At 52.3% G+C, this 21027-nt stretch carries 19 protein-coding genes; 6 read left to right on the top strand and 13 right to left on the bottom strand.

Features of this window, described 5'->3' with window-relative positions:
• Positions 1-7: 7 nt before the first annotated feature.
• Complete coding sequence (locus tag TH63_RS03160; RefSeq protein ID WP_048919653.1) at positions 8-289, bottom strand: ATP-dependent Clp protease adaptor ClpS; 282 nt, start codon at positions 287-289, stop codon at positions 8-10.
• 202 nt (positions 290-491) lie between these two features.
• Here TH63_RS03160 and TH63_RS03155 point away from each other — a divergent pair, with 202 nt between their 5' ends.
• The 6 genes from TH63_RS03155 to TH63_RS03130 all read left to right on the top strand — a co-directional run bounded on the left by TH63_RS03155 (position 492) and on the right by TH63_RS03130 (position 8170).
• Positions 492-2651: a S9 family peptidase gene (locus TH63_RS03155; RefSeq protein WP_048919652.1), complete on the top strand. Its 2160-nt coding sequence runs from the start codon at positions 492-494 to the stop codon at positions 2649-2651.
• Between the two features lie 126 nt (positions 2652-2777).
• Positions 2778-3491: an SIMPL domain-containing protein gene (locus TH63_RS03150; protein WP_048919651.1), complete on the top strand. Its 714-nt coding sequence runs from the start codon at positions 2778-2780 to the stop codon at positions 3489-3491.
• Positions 3492-3516: 25 nt separating this feature from the next.
• Positions 3517-5202: a M28 family metallopeptidase gene (locus tag TH63_RS03145; protein ID WP_048919650.1), complete on the top strand. Its 1686-nt coding sequence runs from the start codon at positions 3517-3519 to the stop codon at positions 5200-5202.
• A 210-nt stretch (positions 5203-5412) separates the two neighbouring features.
• Positions 5413-5964, top strand: coding sequence for a hypothetical protein (locus TH63_RS03140; RefSeq protein ID WP_048919649.1), 552 nt, complete (start codon positions 5413-5415; stop codon positions 5962-5964).
• A 192-nt stretch (positions 5965-6156) separates the two neighbouring features.
• A complete protein-coding gene (locus tag TH63_RS03135) occupies positions 6157-7260 on the top strand; it encodes a patatin-like phospholipase family protein (RefSeq protein ID WP_076606392.1) in 1104 nt (367 codons plus the stop codon).
• 166 nt (positions 7261-7426) lie between these two features.
• Positions 7427-8170: a ferritin-like domain-containing protein gene (locus TH63_RS03130; protein ID WP_048919647.1), complete on the top strand. Its 744-nt coding sequence runs from the start codon at positions 7427-7429 to the stop codon at positions 8168-8170.
• A 73-nt stretch (positions 8171-8243) separates the two neighbouring features.
• On the opposite strand, the gene TH63_RS03125 is transcribed toward TH63_RS03130, so the two are convergent.
• The 12 genes from TH63_RS03125 to TH63_RS03070 all read right to left on the bottom strand — a co-directional run bounded on the left by TH63_RS03125 (position 8244) and on the right by TH63_RS03070 (position 21022).
• Positions 8244-8921: a porin family protein gene (locus TH63_RS03125; RefSeq protein WP_231583539.1), complete on the bottom strand. Its 678-nt coding sequence runs from the start codon at positions 8919-8921 to the stop codon at positions 8244-8246.
• 235 nt (positions 8922-9156) lie between these two features.
• Positions 9157-9648, bottom strand: a complete 492-nt coding sequence (locus TH63_RS03120; protein ID WP_053093726.1) for an RlpA-like double-psi beta-barrel domain-containing protein — start codon at positions 9646-9648, stop codon at positions 9157-9159.
• Positions 9649-9907: 259 nt separating this feature from the next.
• Positions 9908-10816 carry a M20/M25/M40 family metallo-hydrolase gene (locus TH63_RS03115; RefSeq protein ID WP_048919646.1) on the bottom strand — a complete coding sequence of 303 codons (909 nt, stop codon included), beginning with the start codon at positions 10814-10816 and terminating at the stop codon, positions 9908-9910.
• A gap of 157 nt (positions 10817-10973) precedes the next feature.
• Positions 10974-11906 (bottom strand): M48 family metalloprotease, encoded by a 933-nt coding sequence (locus TH63_RS03110; protein WP_048919645.1) that lies wholly within the window; start codon positions 11904-11906, stop codon positions 10974-10976.
• A 234-nt stretch (positions 11907-12140) separates the two neighbouring features.
• Positions 12141-12362, bottom strand: coding sequence for a hypothetical protein (locus TH63_RS03105; protein ID WP_048919644.1), 222 nt, complete (start codon positions 12360-12362; stop codon positions 12141-12143).
• Between the two features lie 169 nt (positions 12363-12531).
• The gene (locus TH63_RS03100; RefSeq protein ID WP_048919643.1) at positions 12532-12912 is read right to left on the bottom strand and encodes a CZB domain-containing protein; all 381 of its coding nucleotides are present in this window, start codon (positions 12910-12912) and stop codon (positions 12532-12534) included.
• A gap of 195 nt (positions 12913-13107) precedes the next feature.
• Positions 13108-14127, bottom strand: coding sequence for an SDR family NAD(P)-dependent oxidoreductase (locus tag TH63_RS03095; protein ID WP_048919642.1), 1020 nt, complete (start codon positions 14125-14127; stop codon positions 13108-13110).
• A complete protein-coding gene (ligD, locus tag TH63_RS03090) occupies positions 14114-16687 on the bottom strand; it encodes a DNA ligase D (protein WP_048919641.1) in 2574 nt (857 codons plus the stop codon). The genes TH63_RS03095 and ligD overlap by 14 nt, the downstream gene beginning before the upstream one ends.
• A gap of 255 nt (positions 16688-16942) precedes the next feature.
• Positions 16943-18001 (bottom strand): glycosyltransferase, encoded by a 1059-nt coding sequence (locus TH63_RS03085; RefSeq protein ID WP_048919640.1) that lies wholly within the window; start codon positions 17999-18001, stop codon positions 16943-16945.
• Complete coding sequence (locus TH63_RS03080) at positions 17980-18978, bottom strand: glycosyltransferase family 2 protein (protein WP_048919639.1); 999 nt, start codon at positions 18976-18978, stop codon at positions 17980-17982. Before TH63_RS03080 ends, TH63_RS03085 begins: the two co-directional genes overlap by 22 nt.
• A gap of 17 nt (positions 18979-18995) precedes the next feature.
• Positions 18996-20093, bottom strand: a complete 1098-nt coding sequence (locus TH63_RS03075; RefSeq protein WP_082161536.1) for a glycosyltransferase family 2 protein — start codon at positions 20091-20093, stop codon at positions 18996-18998.
• Entirely contained in the window at positions 20093-21022 is a 930-nt protein-coding gene (locus tag TH63_RS03070) for a glycosyltransferase family 2 protein (RefSeq protein WP_048919637.1), read from the bottom strand. Before TH63_RS03070 ends, TH63_RS03075 begins: the two co-directional genes overlap by 1 nt.
• Positions 21023-21027: the final 5 nt, after the last annotated feature.

The raw sequence follows: 21027 nt of genomic DNA, 5'->3' as shown, positions 1-21027 counted from the left end.
GTCAGGGTTATAGTATATCTGCTGAGATACCCCGGTCATGGATGGCGGTACACATTGTTTCCAGCTCGGTGAACGTGCCCAGTTTAACGGTGCACTTCCCTTTGTAATGGATAAGCATGGTACACTGCTCCGCTTGTTCCTGCGTATGCCGGCATACCTGCACCAGTGTATTAATCACGTGTTCAAACGTGTTCACGTCATCATTGTACACCACCAGTTCGCGCATGTCCGTGGTGTCTTCCAACACCAGCACATCTTCCTGCTCCAGAATTTCGGTTAAAATGTCCATGGCACAAAATTACGCAATATGCACGAGTTAAAGAAACCATCTGCCGTATAGGGCTCAGCGTAAATAAAACAGCTAAAAAAGACCCCTTGTTCCGGAAGAATAGAATGTTTTTGGCTTATTTTTGGGGAATCGGCCCTAAACCAAACCGCGGCGGAGACTACTCTTTCCTGGGCCTTTTCTGTTTCAAATTAACCTAACTAACATGCGTAATCACCCGCTAGTACATTTAACGCTTTTCTGCCTTTCTGTGTTGCTGGCCCTTCCGGCGCAGGCGCAGCAGAAGCTGCTCACCATGGAGGACGCCTTTATCAACCCCGCCCTCAGCCCGGCCAACCTGCGCCAGCTTACCTGGGTACCCGGCACCAATTACTTTAGCTATGCGGCAGACAAAGGAGACCAGCTCCTGCGGGGCAGCGTGCAAGATGCCCCTAAGGTGATCCTGACCGCTACAGACCTAAGCGCGGCCCTAGAGAAAGCAGGCGCCAGCAAAGTAGCCACAGTCAACGGGCTGCAGTGGCTCAACAGCAATGAATTGTTCCTGAACCAGCGCGGCAACGTGTACCGCTACAACCTCAAAACCAAAGGCGGCCAGCTGACTTACAAGCTGGACCCCGCCGCCGAGAACACCGAATTCGCCCCAAACTGCCAGCGCGCCGCCTATACCAAGGGCAACAACCTGTTTATTTCGCAACCTGGCAGTGACAACAAGCAGATCACTAATGAAACCAACGAGGGCATCGTGAACGGGCAGGCGGCGCACCGCTCTGAGTTTGGGATCAGCAAAGGCACCTTCTGGAGCCCCAGCAGCGACAAACTGGCCTTTTACCGCATGGACCAGACCATGGTCACCGACTATCCGCTGGTGCAGCTGAATGAGACGCCGGCCAAGCTCAACAACATCAAATACCCCATGGCCGGCGGCAAAAGCCACCATGTGACCGTGGGCGTGTACAACGTGGCCTCCGGCAAAACCGTTTTCCTGCAGACCGGCGAACCTGCAGAGCAATACCTGACCAACCTCACCTGGAGCCCAGACGAGAAATCCATTTACCTGGCCGTGGTCAACCGCGCCCAGAACCACATGTGGCTGAACCAGTATGACGCCAGCACCGGCGCTTTCATCAAAACCCTGTTTGAGGAGAAAGACGACAAATGGATTGAGCCCGAGCGCGGCATGTATTTTGTGCCCGGCAAACCCAACCAGTTTGTCTGGATAAGCGAGCGCGATGGCTATGACCACCTGTACCTCTACAACACCAACGGCCAACTGATCAAACAACTCACCAAAGGCGACTGGATTGTAAAAACCCTGGCAGGCTTTGACAAAAGCGGCAAGGAAGCCTACTATACCTCCACCGCCGAAAGCCCGCTGGAGCGCCACCTCTACGCCGTAAACCTAAGCTCGGGCCGCACCAAAAGATTGACCCAGGGCAGCGGGGTGCACAACATCACCCTCAACCCTAACGGCGAGCATTTCATTGACAACTACAGCAGCCCCGTGACCCCACGCACCATCCGGCTCCTGGATACAGATGAGGCCAAGGTGAGAAGGACCTTACTCATCGCCAAGAACCCGCTGGAAGGCTACGCCCTAGGCGAAACCCGCCTCTTCCCTATCAAAGCCGAAGACGGAACTACTGATCTTTATTGCCGCATGATCACGCCGCCCAATTTTGACGAGAAAAAGAAATATCCGGTGGTAGTGTACGTGTACGGCGGGCCGCACCTGCAGATGATCAACAGCAGCTGGCTAGGCGGTTCCAACCTCTGGATGCAGCTCATGGCCCAGAAAGGTTACATTGTCTTCTCTCTGGATAACCGCGGCTCCGCCGATAGAGGCCGGGCGTTTGAGCAAGCCATTTTCCGGCAGGCTGGCGTAGCCGAAGTAAGTGACCAACTCAAAGGCGTGGAGTACCTGAAGAGCCTGCCCTACGTAGATGCCAACCGCTTGGGCGTGCACGGCTGGAGCTACGGCGGCTTCATGACCACTTCGCTTATGCTTAAGCACCCAGACGTGTTCAAGGTAGCCGTAGCTGGCGGTCCCGTAATTGACTGGCGCCTGTATGAGATCATGTACACCGAGCGCTACATGGACACGCCCCAGGAAAACCCGCAAGGCTATGAGCAGGCCAACCTATTGAACCACGTGAAAAACCTGAAAGGCAAACTGCTCATGATCCATGGCACCGTAGATGACGTGGTGGTGTGGCAGCACAGCCTCAACTTCCTGAAAAAGGCGGTAGATGAAGGCATTTTGGTAGACTATTTCGTGTACCCCGGACACCCGCACAACGTAGGCGGTAAAGACCGCGTGCACCTCTACAAAAAAGTGACGCAGTACTTTGACGAGAACCTGAAATAGGGAATCGTTTTAGGCCTGTTTTGGCCAAAACAGGCCCAAAACAGAAAGGGCGCTTCTAAAGCAGAGGCGCCCTTTCTGTTTACCTGGCAATTTCTATCTTTGGTGAACAGATCCTTATCCCCTTCCATGAAAAGATTACTATTCGCCCTCCTGCTCTTTGCTTCTACTATTGCCTCTGCGCAAATGATTGCTCCTGAAAACAGGATAGTGGTGATGGGTGAGGCTACCATTGAAGTTCCAGCCGACCAGGTAAGCTTCAACATCAACCTGACCTCCACAGACACCTTGAGCCTTGATAAAATGTATGCAAAGCACAAGGCCATGGAGGCTAAAATTGTCAGGATTTTGAAAGACTTGAAAATCCCCTCTAACAAGATTTCATACTCTTTATTTTCTGTTGGCAAACGACCTTCTTATGCAGACAAAGACGAAGACAGGGTTTGGTATTTTGAAGGAACTCAGGAAATTTCCTTTACCCTTGATTCTCTGAAATCTTACCCAGCCATTAGAGACAGACTAATCAGAGAGGGGGTGATCACTTTTGGTAGCGCTTTCACTTCTTCAAAAGTAGAAGCAATGAAAAAAGAGGTATTAGCCAAAGCCGTTAAAGTAGCTTCTGAAAAAGCAGAGACCTTAGCCAAAGCCGGAAACAGAAAAATCAGACGCATTGTCAAGATTGCAGACACAGATGATAGTGACCCCATGTTTAACAATTATTCAAATAACGAGTCATATGCTGTTGCTGGAGCTTCTGCTGATAGAGAAGAAGAGAATTTGATAGAAATACCGCAGAATATCTCTGTATCTGCCACCGTTAAAGTAACGTTTCAACTTAAATAGCCACTACGCACCTAACTAACCAACAATGTTCAAACGCATTCACTTCTGGGCCTTTCCGCTCAGTATAACGCTCTTGGCTGGCTGCCAGTCATCGGGCACCAAAGAAACCACTACCACCACTACTACCACTACTTCTACCGGGGCAGATTCGGTGACTTTGGAAAGCTATCGCACTTATGTGACCGCCCTGGCCGCAGATGACATGGAGGGCCGCCAACCGTTCACCGCCGGCGAGAAGAAAACGTTGGCCTATCTGGAGAAAGAAGCCAAAGCCCTGGGCCTGGAACCAGGCAACGGCGACAGCTTCTTGCAGGAAGTACCCATGGTGGAAATCACCTCCTCGGCAGCGCCTACCATGACCGTGAAAGGCAAACAGACCATGACCTTGAAAGGCCTGGAAGACTATGTGCTCTGGGCCAGACGCCCCGAGGAAAACACCACCATCAAAGACGCGGAACTGGTGTTCGCGGGCTTTGGCATTGTGGCCCCGGAATATAAGTGGAACGACTACGCCGGGCTAGATGTGAAAGACAAAATTGCGGTGGTGATTGTGAGTGACCCCGGCTTCTATTCTGCTGACACTACCTTCTTCAAAGGCAAGACCATGACCTATTACGGCCGCTGGACCTACAAGCTGGAAGAAGCCGCCCGCCAGGGGGCCAAAGGCTGTCTGATTGTTCACGCCGATGAACCCGCCGGCTACGGCTTCAAGATTGTGCAGAACAACTGGAACAGCTCTAAATTCTACCTCGCGCCCAAAGGCCAGGACGTGCACCGCAATGCTATTGAAGGCTGGGTAACCACTCCTACGGCAGAGAAACTGTTTGCCGCCGCCGGTAAGAATTACCAGAACGAGCTGCAACGCGCCGCCAAACCCGGGTTCAAAGGCAGCCCTCTGGGCTTAACCGTGAGCACGTCTGTGAAAGCCAAGGTAAAGCGTGACAAGTCGTACAACTTCATTGCCCAGATCACCGGCAGCAAGCGCCCACAGGAGGCCATCATCTATTCCGCGCACTGGGACCACTTGGGCATTGGCAAGAAAAACGAGCAGAATGACAGTATCTACAACGGGGCCGCCGACAACGCCAGCGGTACCGCCGGGCTGCTGGCCGTCGCCAAGGCTTTCAAGGCTTCTGGGCAAGCGCCAGACAGAACCGTGGTCTTCCTTTCGGTGACCGCTGAGGAGCAGGGCCTGCTGGGCTCAGCGTACTATGCAGAGAACCCCACTGTTTCTAAAGAGAAGACCGTGGCCAACCTCAACATGGACATGCTCAACCCTTTTGGCGCCACCAAAGACATTGTGCTCATTGGCATGGGGCAGTCTGAACTGGAAGACATCTTAGCCGAAGAGGCGAAGAAGGCCGGCCGTTACCTGGCCCGTGACCCTAAGCCCGAAGCTGGTTTGTATTACCGCTCAGACCATTTCAACTTCGCCAGAATGGGCGTTCCCGCCTTGTTTGTGGGCATGGGCACAGACCATATCAAACTCGGCAAGGCCGAAGGCAAAAAGCTGCTGGACAACTTCACCGCCAACATCTACCATAAACCCAGCGACCAGGTAAACGAAGCCTTTAAAATGGACGGCGCCGTGGCAGATCTGCAGTTGCTTTACCAGGTGGGCAAACGGCTGGCATTCTCCAATGAGTGGCCCCAGTGGAAGGCCGGCTCTGAGTTCAAGGCCGTGCGCGATAAATACATGCCCAAGCAGTAAACCACACCATTCTTGAAAGCAGAAGAGCCGCACCCGCCTGTGTGGCTCTTCTGCTTTTAAGGCGTCTTCTGTTTCAAGCCCATTTTCCTGAAAACTGGCCCAAAGCGGGCTTCTTTTATTTCCGGCGGTAAAGCCTTAATTTTGAAGGCGCTAACCAAAGTGCCCACCGGCCTTTAGCCGTTCCTGATACGTCATACTTAACATAAAAAAATGCCCGTACCCTCCGCTGACTTCAAGCAGGCGTTGAAAAAACTGAGTGAGAAAGAGAAGGAAGCCCTTATTCTGCGGTTGGTCAGAAAAGACGGCGAGGCCTATGACGCCCTGGCCTTTGAGCTGCTGGAAGACGTCACCCTGGAATCGCTTTTCGCGCGCAGCGCAGAGACCATTCATGACATTATGTTCACCGTTTCGGGCCGCTCCCTGAGCAAGGCCCTGAGCCGGGGCCTCAAAAAAGCCACCCAGGAAATTGCCCGCTATTACCGCATCACCAAAGACCGCAAAGGCGAGGTAGAGCTCACCATCTACCTGCTGCAGCTCATCTTTGACAACTTCACGGGCCAGTTTGAGAGCATCTACAAAGGCTTTTACGTGGCCACCGCCCGGCTGGTGCTGCGTACCATGACGCTTATCAAAAAGCACCTGCATGAAGATTACCACCTGGAGTACCAGGACGCGCTCAATGCCTTTCTGGATGACCTGAACGGCCGCAGCAAGCGCCGCTCCCTGTCCTTTAACCTGCCCATGCAGTTTGAGGTGGATTGAGGTATAGACGCCAGATTTTAGACTTTAAATACTAGAGAGATTCCCATTTTTAGCCTGTTTCCCAGGAAACAGGCTAAAAATGGGAATCTCTGCTTTCAGCCGATCCTCTCATATAAAAACAATCACCTGAAATGACAACACTTAAATACCTAAGCAATTGAGTATCTTGCCTTCATACTTTTGCCAGCTTGTATGCCACTCTGTTTTTGCCCTGATTCCCGGAAAGTAGCGCTAAAACGCATTTCCTTCAGCCTACTCCTCTCCCTTAGCCTTTTACCCTCCATCACCTTTGCCCAAACTGCTTCGCCCACGCACGTGTACAAAAACCTGGCGTTAGAAGGCGGTGGCATCAGGGGCATTGCGTATGGCGGTGCCTTGGCAGAACTGGACAAGCGCGGACTGCTACAGCCTATTGAACGCATCGCCGGAACCTCGGCGGGAGCTATTCAGGCCTGCCTGTTAGCGGTGGGGTATTCGCCGCAGGAGATCACATATGTTACCTTTGAGACGCCCATCCAGAAGTTCGCTGATGGACGGTTTCTGTTCATTGGCGGCTTCACCCGCATGGCTAATCGCTATGGCTGGTATCGCGGCGAGAAATTCACGCAATGGATTTCTGGGCTCATTGAGAAACGAACCGGCAATGCAGACCTCACCTTTCAGGAATTGCATGCGCTAGCTGGCAAAAACGGCTATAGAGATTTATACATCACGGGTACTAACTTGTCCAGGCAACGCACTGAGATTTTCAGCCATGAGACCTATCCTAACATGCGGGTGAAGGACGCGGTGCGCATTTCTATGTCAGTGCCAATGTTTTTTCAGGCCGTGTTTATGGATAGGAAAGGCAAAGTGTACCCAACACCGCAGCCCAACCACACCACAGACGTGATGGTGGACGGCGGCGTGCTGATGGATTTCCCGTTGATGGTGTTTGACCACTCCAAATATTTCTCTTCCTCAGCTCCGGCGGAAATGCCCAAGACCAGGTTCATCAACCCAGAGACCATTGGTATACGCCTGGACCATGAGGAGCAAATTGCCTATGATCTGGAGCGGAAAGGCCTGGCACCCAACTCCATTGAATCTTTCACGGACTATATAAACGCCTTTTACCGCATAGTGGCAGAAAACCTGAACCGCCATGAACTCACCCCGGCCGACTGGGACCGGACAGTGTCTGTGAGTACTGCCGGTTACGGCCCCAAAATCAAGCGATTGTCTGAGAAAGACAAACAGACCCTATTGGAGAGCGGCCGCAAAGGCATGTTGCAGTTTTTTGCCAACTGTGAGTAAAACCAGAGAGGTATAACTTCCCGTTGGGTTTACTGGCCTACTTCAGTGGCAGATAAAACTCCTGCCAAGCCCTTCCCTTTCGCTTCTTTTATAGCCCAACCCATTTTTTCCTAAACCTGTACTGCCGGTTCACGTTGATAAAAGTTCATAAACCATAACCGAACGTATGTCAGCAAACGAGAACAAAAAAGTCGTGGAAGTTCTGAAGGAACTGAACGAGTTTGTACATGATGGCCTGGAAGGTTACGAGCGCGCCGCCCAGGAAAGCAAAGACCAGCTGCGCCAGGATATCTACCGCAAATTCTCCCAGCAGCGCCTGGCCTTCGCCAATGAACTGAACATGATCATACAGCGCCACGGCGGAAGCCCGGAGCGTGACACCACCACCAAAGGAAAACTGTACCGCCAGTGGATGGACTTTAAAGCCGCCCTCACGGGCCGCGATGAAGAAGCCATTCTGGGTTCCAGCATCTACGGCGAGGAGTGGGCCCAGAAAGCCTACCGCGATGCCCTGGACCAGGAACTCCCTGCCGAAGTACGCGGAGTGCTTCTGCGCCAGCGTGAAGCCTCTACAGATGTGTTACAACGCCTGCACCAACTGCGCGAAGGCTCTACAGACGCCACCAAAGCGCCATCAGGCAGAGGCAGAGCCACTACGGGGGCCACTTCTTCTGCTGGCACTAGCACTGGCGGCAACGTGACCCTGAAAACCGCCCTGATAGCCGCCGGCGCCGCTGCCGGGGCCGCGCTGGTTTACGGCTTGCTCTCCAAGAGAATCCCCACAGACAAATTAATGTCCACTATTTCCAACATCACCAAGGACAAAAGCGGTGATAACGGGCAAATGGCTACCAGGACCAAAAAAAATAAGGACAAGACCAAGAAAAAGAACAAAACTAAAACTCAGTAACAAAAAAAGCGGCGGACAATGTCCGCCGCTTTTTTTCTCATCCTATAACACATTCACTACAACTAAAAATCTCTTAGAACCTGAACCCCACAGAGGCTTTAAAGCCGTGGTTAAAGGTTTTATAATCTGAGGTACCGTCCAGGGTGGTTAAGCCCATGTCATAGCTGCCTCCCACATTCAGGCCATTCTGCAGCTGGTAACCGGCTCCCGCAGAGAACCCCAGGTCTACCTTGCGCTGGCTTTCCTGCCACTCAAAATCATTGTTGTAGGCAGAGAACCCAAAGGCCCCAGCATTCACGTTCACTTTGTTAGACAGCAGGAAAGACACCTGCGGCCCGGCAAATAAGTTAAAGCCTTCGGCTACGTATACTTTGGCCAGCAAGGGCACATCAATATATTCTCCTTTGTTGGTAAGGGTTACTTTGGCATTGGCAAACTCGGCGGCGTCACCGGGTACCCTGCCTTCCAGCACCATCCCTTTCTGGGAGTACTGTACCCCGGGCTCAAACTCAAACCCGCTGCCTAAGGGTATGCTCAGGTAACCGCCCGCGTGAAAGCCTTGGCGCATCCTAGTGGTCACGTTCCCGTTAGTATATTCCAACAGGTTCTTAAAGCTTTTCACGGTTTCACCCTGCCAGCCAAACACGCTGTACCCGCCTTTGAACCCTACTTTCACGCCTCCGTGCTGGGCGTAGGTGTTGTGCAGAAGCCCCACCATCAGCACCGTCATTACTAGTAAAATCTTTCTCATTTCCTTTGGATTTTCTGTGCCCGGCCCGGTGTGGGCCTGTGACTTCCCAAATGGAAAAACCGTGCCAAATTGAATCTTTAAGAAGTCAAAGAAACCAGCATTCTCATAAAATAAATTATCAAATAATTGATTACCAATAATTTAAAATTGTAAATAATTTCACCTGGTGGCCTAAAACAGGAACGCCCCACCTGTTTCCAGATGGGGCGTTCCTTTGTTCTTGTTTAGTCGTTGTCTAAAGTTTCGTAAGCTTTACGTCTTCCCAGTAGCCCATGATCTTGTCATTGGGGCCTACCAGAATATCTACCCGGTTTCTAATGCGGCGGTGCATGGCATCTCTTACCACGTACACCCCGTCTAGTTGCTGGGAGATGCCCTCCACTTTCACAGAGTCTCCGTAGTCTATTTCACCGCCCCAGCGGGCCAGCAGGTTTCTGGACAAAGCCAGCCACCGGTGCTTGCGTGGGTTGCGCTCATTTATGCGGGAGCCGTCTGCGGTGATGAGGGGATCAGCGTCTGTCTGCGCTTCCTCCGGGAAGTAGACCGATGCATTGACATTGATATGGTTGGGCTCTTCTGCCGGTTTGGGGGGCGCCGGAATTACCAAACTGCCTATGGTAGTAGCAGCCGTTGTCATGGCTGGGGCAGGGGTGGTAGATCCTGTAATCTCTTTCAGGAATGGGAAAATAATAAGTAGAAGTAGTCCATACGTTTGGTTCTTGACCATGCTTTCGTTGTTGGTGGAACATCAGGTTAGGCACTAAGTCTTAAACGGTTTATATTTTATAGGGTTACTTATGTTAAAATAATTACATTTTAACACTTTAGGCCTGAGTGGATGCCCCACTGCGCGGCTTTTCTGCCATGAAACCTATTTGGTAAAAACACAGTAGTCCCGTGCCCCCAGGGAGTGGGCCGGCGGATATAAAAGAATGGATAGGCTTGAAATCTTACTTTACGACCCGTACGCCAAAGGTTTTACTTCCTTACAAAGGCAGTTGTTTGTCCAGGGCTTGCACAGCGCGCAGGATGATTTCCACCGCTTTCAAGTAAAAAGTCTGGTGAATATTCTTGAATTCGTCGGTCTCCTGGTGGTAATGTGGGTGGTCTTCTACCCCAAAATACAGATACGGAATCTTGGCTTTGTGGAAACTGCCGTGGTCAGATTGTTGGGTCCAGTCGTCATGGCCCTGCTCTGGGCGGTCATGCCCAAAGCTCAGCTTAAACTGCTCTGGCAGAGCCACTTTTTCTATGATAGGCTTCACCCAGGGGTAATGGTAGGTACCCGAGGCATACAGCTCATTCTTGGCAGAGATACTCACCATGTCCATGTTCACATTGAAAAGAATGTTCTCCTTGGCGATGGGCGGCTTCTCCACAAAGGCTTTTGACCCGGAAAGGCCTTGCTCCTCGGCGTCAAAGGCGACAAAGTAGAGCGTGTGCTGGGGCTGGTGTTTCTGGAAATAGGTGGCCAGGGCCAGCATGGCGCCAATGCCGGAGGCGTCATCATCGGCGCCGTTAAAGATCTTCCCGTTACGGGTGCCCACGTGGTCATAGTGCGCCGTGATCACAATCACTTTCTCAGATTTACCGGCAATGGTCCCTATGATGTTCGTTCCCGTTACCTGTTCTTTGGTAGCCCTGGCGGTAAACTGGAAGGGCTGCAGAATGGGGTTTAGGCCAATCTTTTTGAACCGCTGTAACAGGTATTGCTGCGCCTTGGCATGGCCGGGCGTGTTGGGCAGGCGTCCGCCCATGGAATCGGCGGCCAGGATTTCAACGTCTTTTAAAACCTGTTGTGGCGTATAGGTTTTCTGAGCGCAGGAAGTAAAACTGAGGGCGCAAAGGCCAAAGCAACCCAGCACAAGAGTGGGCAAACGGAAAAAACGGTTCATAGCCAAAAGATAAGGCAAAAAAAGCAATCCTCTACCCTACCCGCTCTGGAACCTGCGTTTTGGGCCTGTTTTCCGCAAAACGGTCCTAAAACGGACAAAACAAAAGCGGCACCTTCTATAGGAGAAGGTGCCGCTTTTTGGGTAATCTATAGAAGCCTTAGGTGGTGGTGAGCACCCCTACCCGTCTGCCGTCTTCGTCCATCAAGACCCCGTCTGTGCTTACAAGCAGCATGGAGAACAAGGGGCTTTCCAATACATAAGGGAAGTTACGGTTGTTGGTTTTCTGTAAGGTACCTATCACCTGGAATCCTTCTGAGGTCTCTCTTACCACTTTATAGGCGGTAGTCACAAAGATGCGTTCCTGCGGGGCAGAGGCCAGTTTCACCTGACGCAATACCCGCTGAGAAGGCATTCTGGTGGAGGTGCGTCTGGAAGAGGCGGTAGAAGCCATGGCCGGGGCCGTCACCGAAGACATAGAACCCTTAGGCAAAGTGACCGACCGGTTGGGCGTTCCCGCTTTAGAGCTGGCTACAATCTGGCTTTCGGCGCGCCGCCAGCCTTTACTAATAGCCGATAAGCGGGCACTTTTACCGGGGTGGGTATAGGACTCCTCCTCATCTGCCAGCACGCCAATGGCAACCTGGGCCTCGCTTAGGCTGGCGCCCATCTTGCGGAGCACAAAGCCAGAGAATTCATCGGCTTCCAGTTCGTCACGGTGGTTGCTGCCTCCTTTGGAGAGCGTATGCCCGTTAAGGTGGTGCCCAATCTCGTGGGCCAGAATGCTTACCCCGGCCCAGTCGGTTCTAACGGCGTTGTTCAGGGAGTTCACAAAGTTCTCATTGTAGAGAATGTAGCGCTGCCCGTTCATGATGACCGCGGCGGCGTTGGGCACGTTGGCGGCACGCACCTCAAACCTAGCCTTAAGGCCTACCACGTCAATGATTTCCCCAATAATATCACGGGCGCCGCCCGAAGTGAGCGTACCGTAGGTAGCGGCAGTTCCCTTTCTTGCTTCAGCCGCGGCTGGTATTTCCACCACCACCCCGGTGAGCAGCAACCCGGCGAGTACTGATAAAAGAACCTTTTTCATATGCTTTATCCTGTAGATTTTCAACAATAGAACACGCCTTGAAATTCAACGATAGATCTGTAAATTCATTGCGTACCTTTCTAATAGCAAGTTTTCTGCCAGTTTTGAAAAAACGGCCTTTAAACGCAACTAGCAAGGTGCTATGCCTAAAATATTCTTTTAGTTCCTGGTAGGGAATAGAAAAGCCCTTAAAAATTAATCTAAGGGCTTTCTGGCAATAGGGATCTTTCTTACTTAGTTGTTCTCACTGTTGGCATCACCGTCATTAGTGTCACGCTCGTCCAGGCTGGCACCCATGCTTTTGTCTGTGCCGGTAAAGTTCTCATCTTGCTTAGAGGCGTCATACCCTGTCATGGAGCGCTTGTACAGGTCTTTGTCGCTGGTGGTTTCCTTCTCCCGTTCTGACTGGTTTCCCTGGCCGGCGCCCTGGGCTGGATTATTGTTTTTATCTGGCATATTCTTGTGGCTTTGGTTAGTAAAAAGTGAGCCCAGTGGTTAGCTGGGTCCCTCCTCTTGTACTACCGCCTTGCCAAAAATGTTCTTCCGCTTTGGGGTTGGAGCACAAAAAAACCGCCTGATGTTTTCTCAAAGGCGGTGCTGGTGATGCGTTAATTTTTCCCCAGGATCAGGATACTGCTTTCCGTTCAATGACGTCCAGCAGGTGCAGGAGTTTTGTGGCGATGGCATCTACCTCGGCTAATCCCTGCAGGGCCAGGTCCTGTTGCCCGGCCTGATATTCTTTCCAGAGGCGGCGGGCCAGCACGTGCATGTCTTTGTGTACCCGCTCCAGTTCCTTCACCTCCTCCAGGTGGCCAATACGGGGCACGGCAGTAGAATAGATCCATTTACCCAGAGAACAGGCCGTGACCGAGATAACCGGCTCTACGTCAATATCGGCCCCATACAACATGGCCCTGAGTTTTGATTTGAACAAGACGTGCTTGATGCGCGCCTGTTCAAAGTCCAGGGTACCAATGCTTTCAAAATATAGTTTGCTTTCTTTCAAAGTTGCGTGTTTCTCTAAGGGCTGTACTTCTAACCATACCTGACTTTATAAGTCAAAATAGAAGACAAAAGTTTACAATTTATGTCTTTTAGGTTGGAAAAATCTACCGCCCGGAAAGCAGAATTCCGTTTTGGGGCTGTTTCTTGAAAAACAGCCCCAAAACGGAAATACCCTTTATATTACTAGTCTTGCCACCTACAGCTCATTGTTTTTGGCGGCGGCCTCCTGCAGTGGGGCCGTGAGCGGCGATTGGGTTAGGGGCGTCTCGGCCTGGTAGCCACGAACCCGGTCATCACCTACTCCGGGTCCGGGCAGCAACTGGTTCACCAAGCCCATCAGGTCGGTGACCATGCCCGGGAAGAGGCCGTGCAGCCCGCTGATGAATTTGGCGTTGAAGCCTAGGGTAGCTTCGGCCTCGCCGTACCGGCAGGCGTCTATGATTTGCCGGGCCGCGGTTTCTGCCTTGAGCGAAAGGATAGGATTAGCGTCTGCCAGGGCAAACCAGGTATATTCCTTCTCTTTCTGCCCTTTTACAAACGCATTGCGGGCGCTGCCGGTGCGCATCAACCCCGGGTTGATGGTGGTGACGTAGACCCCGTGCTGTAGTAATTCAGACCTGAACCCTTCAGACAGGCCTACCAGCGCAAACTTGCTGCCGCTATAGGGCAACAGATGGGGCACACTTATTTTTCCGCCAATAGACGCGATGTTCACAATACGGCCTTCGCCGCGGGCTTTCATGTCTGGGATTACCTCCAGCATGGTATACAGCGGCGCCCAATAATGGATTTTCATTGCCTCTTCAAAGTCTGCCAGGTTCAGGTTGTCCAGTGGCCCCGCCGAGATAACCCCGGCATTATTGATCAGCACCTCTACCGGACCCAGCTTTTCCTTTATTTCAGCTACCATGGTCTTGACCTGTTGCTGGTCGCTTACATCACAGTCAAAGGCCAGTACGGTTGCGCCGCCGGAGGCCAATTCTGCGCGGGCGGCCTCCAGTTGGTCTTTGGTGCGGGAGCAGATGGCCAGCTTGGCGCCTTGCTCGGCCAGCATGCGGGCCAACACCAGGCCCAGGCCCCGCGTGCCACCCGTAATGAGCACGGTGCGGTCTTTAAAGGAGAACTCGCGTTTGTTCCTGCGCAAAGCCCTTAGGGCCAGCAAGGCCCCCACACCGGCACCGGCCAGCAAAAGGGAGGTTTTCTTATTTTTTTCCATGGTCTTCTTGTTTCAGTCTTTTCAGGTACGTGGCCACATCAATGCCTTCGCCCAGCACGGGCATGAAAATATCGCCTAGCTTTTTGACGCGTTGGGGCACGTTCTTTATAGTAAACTGCGAAGGGTGCAATCCGGTTTTCACTTCTTTCCATTGCAGGGGCGTGGAGACGGTAGCCCCGGCCTTGGGCCGGACGCAGTAAGGGGCCGCAATGGTCTGGGCAATGGCGTTCTGCAGAAAATCAATGTAAATCTGGTTGCGACGCTCTTTGGGGCTGCGCTCCAGGCTGGTAAGCTTTGGCAGGCGGGCGTGCACCCGTTGCGCTAGGGCATAGGCCAGTTCCTTGACCTGCTCAAACGGGAATTTGGCAGCCAGCGGCACGTACAGGTGCATGCCCGTGGCACCTGAGGTTTTGGCATACACCGGTATCTCCAGTTCATCCAGCACCTGCTTGGCTACCAGGGCAGTTTCCACCACCTCATCATAAGTATTCTCGCCGGGGTCCAGGTCCAGCACCAAATAATCTGGGTGCTCAAGGTGTTGCAGGCGCGAGTTCCAGGGGTTGAGCTGAATACAGCCCAGGTTGTTGAGGTACGCCAGCGTGGCCTTATCCTGACAAACCACATAATTGACATCCTGGCCCGTAGACTCTGCCCTAATGCTTTCTTTCTGTACCCAATCTGGGGCGTGGTCACCGGCGTCTTTCTGGAAGAAGCCCGGTTTGGTGATGCCGTTGGGGTGGCGCAGCAGACTTTCGGGGCGGTCTTTCAGGTAAGGCAGCAGTACCTCGGCCATGGACTGGTAATACTCTACCAAATCCTTTTTGGTAATGCCTTCCTCGGGCCAATACAGTTTATCGGGGCTGCTGATGGCAACGTCTTTCCCGTCCAGGTGCAGTACCAGGCCTTCTTTCTCTTCTTCCTGTTTTGACATTGTTTTGGTTTTTTTAGCCCCTTTTGAGGATTCCTCTTTTGCATCTGCCTCCGGGGGAGTGGCAATGGCGTGCTCATGCACCACATCTTTGGCTTTCTTATCTACCCGCAGGCCCTCAAAAATGGCTTGGCGCATCTGTCCGTCCGTGGTCCATTCCGCGAAGGAGAGTTCGCAGACCAGTTCGGGTTTCACCCAGGTCACGTCACGGGAAAGGCCTACCTTGACTTTGAACGGCGATTTTTCCTGCACCAGCGGTGCTAGTCTGGCCTTCAGGTCTTCCAGGCTTTCTTTGTTGAACCCGCTGCCGCTCTGGCCCACGTATTTCAATTCCTTGCCCTCATATACGCCCAGAACCAGCGCCCCAATATGGATGCGGCTGCCCTTGGGCTCGGTGAAACCGGCTATCACAGCCTCCTGGCGCAGGTGGGTTTTGATCTTCAGCCACTCCTGAGACCGCTTACCTATATGGTATTTGCTGTCTGCCGCTTTGGCCATAATGCCTTCCCAATGGTGCTGCTGGGCCTCTTTGAAGAAAGCTATACCCTTGCCTACCCTATGCTCACTATAGCGCAAAGGCTCTTTGGCCCCCTTGAGAACCTCTGCCAACAACTCCTTGCGCCGTAACAGCGGTACTTTGGTAAGGTCTTGCCCGTTGAGGTACAGCAAATCAAAAATGTAGTAATACAGGTGCTCTGAGGGAGTATTCTGATAATTCTGCAAAGCCTGAAAATCGGCGCGGCCATTGGCGCCCAGCACCACCAGTTCGCCGTCAAAAATGGCCTGGTGCTTAAGCCCTTCCAGTACCTGGACCACGGGGGCGTACTTCTGCTTAAAGGACTTGCCATTGCGGGAATAGAGTCTCACCTGCCCGTTGTCTACCTCTGCCACTGCCCGGTAACCATCCCATTTCATCTCAAACAGCCAGTTCTCGTCATCAAAAGGGCCGTCGGTGAGTTTGGCGGTCATGGGCACAATGTCATGGGGCATCTCGCCTTTTTTACCTTTGCCTGTCTGGGCTTTGGCTGGAGAAGCTTTTTCTTTAGCCGTAGACGCTTTTTTTGCCGGCACTTTTCCGGGTTTTACAGCCCCTCCGCCCCTGGCGAAATCCTCGGCGTCATAGGCATCCGTGGCAAATTCGTCCTGCTTTTTGAGGAGCAGCCAGGCGTTTTTCTGGCGGCCTTTCATTTTCACCAGCGCGAACTCGCCTTTCAGCTTCTTGCCTTCCAGCACAAAGTGCAGGCTCCCGGCCTCTAGCTCCTGTAGCATTAATTTTTCACCTTCCGCGCGGGAAGGGTTGTCTACGGCATGGAAGGTGCCTTCGTCCCAGATGTCCACGTGGCCGGCGCCATAGTTCCCTTCGGGGATGTCTCCCTCAAATGTGCGGTAACTGAAGGGGTGGTCTTCCACTTCCATGGCCAGCCGTTTGTCTGCGGGGTTAAGCGAGGGGCCTTTGGGCACAGCCCAGCTCTTAAGCACGCCGTCCAGCTCCAGCCGGAAATCATAATGTAGCGTAGAAGCCTGGTGCCGCTGTACCACAAATTTGAGGTCGCCTTTGTTTTTTGCCCCTTTGCCTTCGGGCTCAGGAGTCTGGTTGAAGTGCCGTTTCTGGTTATATTCTTTTAAGCTCATCGTTTGGTAGGTCAGGTTACAGCCGTCCTTCAGCTTCTTGGTCTTGCTGGCAAGCAGAAAGAAACGTGGTGGTTGGCCCCAGCTTTTTACGGAGAATTTTAACTTACCGTCGTGGTTTGCCCTCTTCCGTTTTGGGCCTGTTTTCCTAAAAACAGGCCCAAAACGGAAAGGCCTGACTTCCTTTAAGAAAACAGGCCCTCCTTAGAAAGATGAGGCAGCCTTTTACCGTATTTAAACCAGCCAACTGCCTCAGGCTTATTGGTAGAGTGGCTCTGAAGTGGCTGTATTTTTGGAAGTGACAGCTGTGCGCCCTAAGTACCGGTCGAATTCTTTGATTTTTAGAAAATTACGGTAAAGGATCTGCGGATGCGCCAGGGCGGCAAGTTTGGCATGGGCAGAAATGGTTTTCACTTTATAGAAGTCCGCTACCTCCTTGTTATTGCCATTTGCGAGTTGGTTAAAGAAAGCTCTCCCCCATTTGGCGGCATAAGAGGCCGCAGTCAAGGATAAATAAAAATAAAAGGAGAGCCTGTTTCGGCTGCCTTTGTTCAGGAAAATGCGGTAGGGCACAAGCACCTCAAAACTCCTGGCCCCTTCTTTCACCAGCCTGGTGGTATACTCCCACCCCAGACGGCCGTTCGGCATGAAATGCCGGAACCTGAGCTGGTCTTCATACCAGATCTCATACCCCGCCATGGCCACTGTATAGCAGAGTTCATAATCTCCGCCGGCGGTTAGTTTAGCCCCTAGCCTATCGGTGAGCAAAGGAGTGAAATTGGTTTGTGCAATAGCCTCTATGGCCGCTTTCCTGATGACGCTGCCCGCCCCGTACACCACATTGTTTTTGACCCGGCCAGACGAAGCCGCCTGCGGACCGTTGGCAAACATGCCGTGCCCTCTGGCCCACAGCGGCGCCGGGCTCTCAAACACCAACTCGCCGCGCCCGCCCAGGACCCCAATCTGAGGGTGCTTCTGCATAAGGTCATAGGCAATGGTGAGGTAATTGGGGGCCAGCCAGTTATCATCATCACAGAACAACACGAATTCATATTGGGCGGTGGCCAGCGCCATTTCCCGGGCAAAAGTTAAGCCTGGTTTTGGCTGATATAGAACCCTGAATTGGGTGTTGCTCCCAGACCTAGCCCACTCAGCCTCAATCACCGCCTGGGTGTTGTCTGTAGAGGCGTTGTCTACTACTATTACCTCCCAGGCAATGCCAGGCCGTACCTGCTGCCGGGCCAGATGCCGAAGGGTTTCAGGCAAGAGCAACGCGCCATTATAGGTGCAGATGACTACGGAGACACCCTGTTCCATACCTTGTGAAGCGTAAGGATTGCCTTTAATTTTAAACTGGTCAGGTACAACCGGGGGCTTTTATAGAGCAGAAACGCCTGTTTTATCTGGGCCTGCACCACTTGTTGGTTATGTAACTGATCCCAGAGTTTGTGGGCCACCTGCAACCCATAGCCCGCATAATATTGGCGGGACTCTTTCAGGATTTGGCGTTTCTGTTCCTCGGGCAGATGTTCCTGGATCATCTCCATGGCTTGGGCCAGGTCCTGCAGGTGTTCTCCATTGAGAAACTTGTTGCCCGAGATGGAAATGGAATGCTCCCGGTAAAAGGCCAGGATCTGGGGCGTATACGCCACGGGGTAATGCCGCGCTATCCTGACCCACATCTCCCAATCTTCCCCGTAGGTGATACCATAGAAACTGCCCAGCTTTTCATACACCTCGCGCCTGACGGTCATGGCCACGTACTGGATCTGCTGGCGGGTGCCTATGCGCAGGAGCCAGTTGTCTAAAAGGCCGTCGTATGGCTGTTCAGGGGTTTTTTCATAGACTTTTTCCCCGGCTTCATCAATGCACTGGTACCGGCAGAAAGCGGCCCCTGCCTGGGGGTATTGGGTAAACAACTGGCCTATCTGGCGGTAGTAGCCGGGGGCCACGGTATCATCTCCGTGTAGCAGGTGCACTAACTGCCCCCGGGAGCGGTTCAGGCAGGTCTCAAAATTCCGGAGGCTGCCCATGTTCTGGGGCTGCCGGAAGTAGTGAATCCGCCCCTTCCCTACCTGGTGCACCAGCGCTGCCACGTCAATGTCAGAGCTGGCGTCATCTACCACTTCTATCTGCATCTGTTCTTCCGGCAAAGCCTGTGCCAGCACACTTTTCAGGGTCTCTTTCAGGAACTGCCCGCAGTTGTACACCGGTATCATCACCGACCACAGCGGCCTTGCCGTTGCCGGAGGCAAAGGTGCGATAGTGGGCGGTGAGGAAGGGATTCTGGTCATAGAGCGGCTGGTAGAAATCAGACAGAGGCGTTTTGCTTTTCCGGGAAGGGAAGGTGTACCCTTTGCTGCATTTCGGCTTCCTGCAAAGGAGCAGACATTGCGCGTTTGGCTTCCCGGTTCTCGCGCCAGATGGTCCTGAAGAATTGCAGCAGGCCTTTTAGCGTAAACGCTCTCAATAACAGGTAGAGGCTTTTATACCAGGGCAGCCGTTTCAGGAAGTGTGCCACCATGAACCGTTTTTTGTAGATGGCAGCTTTTTGAATGTCTTCCGGTTGCCGGTTCACATTCTCCTTGGCCAGAATGCATGAGGTAATGAAATCCAGTTCCTTGACGCAGGCCGTGATGCTCATTACCTTATTTTCTTTTTCAAGGGGCAGGAAATTGTGCTGCAGGCATTCTAAGAAACTGGCCGGCAGGTTGTACGTTTCCCCCACGTAGTACCTTAGGTTACGGAGAATTTGCTGCCGTTGTGCCTGTTGGTATTCCTGCTTTTTCAAGACCTGGTGCAGACTTTGAGAGGTTACCCGGTAATCCAGCAGCACCTCAGGCAGGTTGTATATCTTAAATTGGCGGGAGAGTTGCCAGAACAACTCATAGTCTTCTGCGTAGGGCGCGGAGTATTTGCCTACTGTCTGCACAGCTTGCTTGCGGTACATGACCGTGGGGTGATAGATCCAGCAGATAAAGGTGAGGTTATAGTAAAAGTGCTCGCTCTTGAATTTGTCCTGCCTCACCAACTTTCCGTCTTCGGTGATTACCCGCACCAGGGAAGAGACCATGGCGCAGTCTGGGTTCGCCGTTAGGTACTCATATTGTTTCTGCAACCGGTATGGGGAACTTACATCATCGGCATCCATGCGGGCAATGAGTTGGGTGGTGGCCAGGTCAATGCCTTTGTTGAGGGTGGCGGTAATGCCCAGGTTCTGCTCATTCTGGTAAAACCGGATGCGGGGATCAGTAAAAGACTCAATAATGGCCACGCTCCTGTCTGTAGACCCGTCATCAATGATCAGGAATTCAAAATCAGGCAACGTCTGCTGCAAAATGCTTTCCATGGCGGCAGCCAGGAATTTTTCAGCATTGTAGACCGGCATCAAGACAGTAATCGCCGCCATCAGGTTATACTAAGTTTACGCATGCCTCTCTTGACGGCTTTTCTTACTCCTTTGGGCAGCGTATGGGTTAAAAAATACTTACCCGGGTGACGGTAAGGCATGAGGGCTGTCTCCAATAAGGCAGTGATGGTGGGGTCTTGGATATGCTTTTTCTGTAAATAGCCCTCAAACCATTCCAGGAAATATTGCCGCACCTGGTGGTATTTCCCCGTGGCCTTCACACTTTCCTCTATAGACCCAACACGCTTCCGGTAGAGGTTAAAACAGCAAGATGAAATATAGACCCTTTCCTGCAGGTAGATTTTACTTAAAAAGGCCTGATCTTCATACAACTGGTTTTCCTTGGTGAAAGATTCTTCAAAGCCCCCTGACCGGATAAATGCTTCCCTGGAGATCATTAACGCCGAGGGGCAGGGAGAAGGGTTAGGGAGAAGAGGGTAAAGGACCCGAGAAAGTTCATAGGGCTGGAAAACCCTATCCGCCGATACTCCCACAGGTACCACTTTATTCTCTTTTCCATTGTCCTCCCAGTTATACCAGTATTCTGATGCCTCCCCGAGCAAGCCGATTTCTGGGTGTTCCTGAAAAATGGCAACTCCGTTTGCCAGCTTCTGCGGTAACCAGACATCGTCTGCGTCTAAAAAGGCAAATAGTTCTCCCATGGCCTGCCGCATACCCAAGTTTCTGCTCGCGGACACCCCTTTATTCTTGTGCCCCTCATGTTCCAAATACTTTATTTTAGCTGGGAACCTGTCCGCATATCCTTGGGCTATATCTATACTGTTTTGGGTAGAGCCATCGTCTACCAACAGTATTTCCCATTGGGTATAGGTTTGGTTAAGCACACTTTCAATGGCTTCTCTTATAAATCTTTCATCATTATAAAACGGAATGATGACTGAGACCAGGGGTTGATGACTGTTTTCCATAACCA

Origin of the sequence: Rufibacter radiotolerans, from assembly GCF_001078055.1 — a bacterium.
Lineage (GTDB): Bacteria > Bacteroidota > Bacteroidia > Cytophagales > Hymenobacteraceae > Nibribacter > Nibribacter radiotolerans.
The sequence above is the reverse complement of the archived record's forward strand: the minus strand, read 5'-3'. Positions and strand labels throughout refer to the sequence as shown.

Coding starts and splice junctions, on each gene's coding strand:
- TH63_RS03160 (WP_048919653.1), bottom strand. CDS start 289: ATGGACATTTTAACCGAAATTCTGGAGCAGGAAGATGTGCTGGTGTTG.
- TH63_RS03155 (WP_048919652.1), top strand. CDS start 492: ATGCGTAATCACCCGCTAGTACATTTAACGCTTTTCTGCCTTTCTGTG.
- TH63_RS03150 (WP_048919651.1), top strand. CDS start 2,778: ATGAAAAGATTACTATTCGCCCTCCTGCTCTTTGCTTCTACTATTGCC.
- TH63_RS03145 (WP_048919650.1), top strand. CDS start 3,517: ATGTTCAAACGCATTCACTTCTGGGCCTTTCCGCTCAGTATAACGCTC.
- TH63_RS03140 (WP_048919649.1), top strand. CDS start 5,413: ATGCCCGTACCCTCCGCTGACTTCAAGCAGGCGTTGAAAAAACTGAGT.
- TH63_RS03135 (WP_076606392.1), top strand. CDS start 6,157: ATGCCACTCTGTTTTTGCCCTGATTCCCGGAAAGTAGCGCTAAAACGC.
- TH63_RS03130 (WP_048919647.1), top strand. CDS start 7,427: ATGTCAGCAAACGAGAACAAAAAAGTCGTGGAAGTTCTGAAGGAACTG.
- TH63_RS03125 (WP_231583539.1), bottom strand. CDS start 8,921: ATGAGAAAGATTTTACTAGTAATGACGGTGCTGATGGTGGGGCTTCTG.
- TH63_RS03120 (WP_053093726.1), bottom strand. CDS start 9,648: ATGGTCAAGAACCAAACGTATGGACTACTTCTACTTATTATTTTCCCA.
- TH63_RS03115 (WP_048919646.1), bottom strand. CDS start 10,816: ATGAACCGTTTTTTCCGTTTGCCCACTCTTGTGCTGGGTTGCTTTGGC.
- TH63_RS03110 (WP_048919645.1), bottom strand. CDS start 11,906: ATGAAAAAGGTTCTTTTATCAGTACTCGCCGGGTTGCTGCTCACCGGG.
- TH63_RS03105 (WP_048919644.1), bottom strand. CDS start 12,362: ATGCCAGATAAAAACAATAATCCAGCCCAGGGCGCCGGCCAGGGAAAC.
- TH63_RS03095 (WP_048919642.1), bottom strand. CDS start 14,127: ATGGAAAAAAATAAGAAAACCTCCCTTTTGCTGGCCGGTGCCGGTGTG.
- ligD (WP_048919641.1), bottom strand. CDS start 16,687: ATGAGCTTAAAAGAATATAACCAGAAACGGCACTTCAACCAGACTCCT.
- TH63_RS03085 (WP_048919640.1), bottom strand. CDS start 18,001: ATGGAACAGGGTGTCTCCGTAGTCATCTGCACCTATAATGGCGCGTTG.
- TH63_RS03080 (WP_048919639.1), bottom strand. CDS start 18,978: ATGACCAGAATCCCTTCCTCACCGCCCACTATCGCACCTTTGCCTCCG.
- TH63_RS03075 (WP_082161536.1), bottom strand. CDS start 20,093: ATGGCGGCGATTACTGTCTTGATGCCGGTCTACAATGCTGAAAAATTC.
- TH63_RS03070 (WP_048919637.1), bottom strand. CDS start 21,022: ATGGAAAACAGTCATCAACCCCTGGTCTCAGTCATCATTCCGTTTTAT.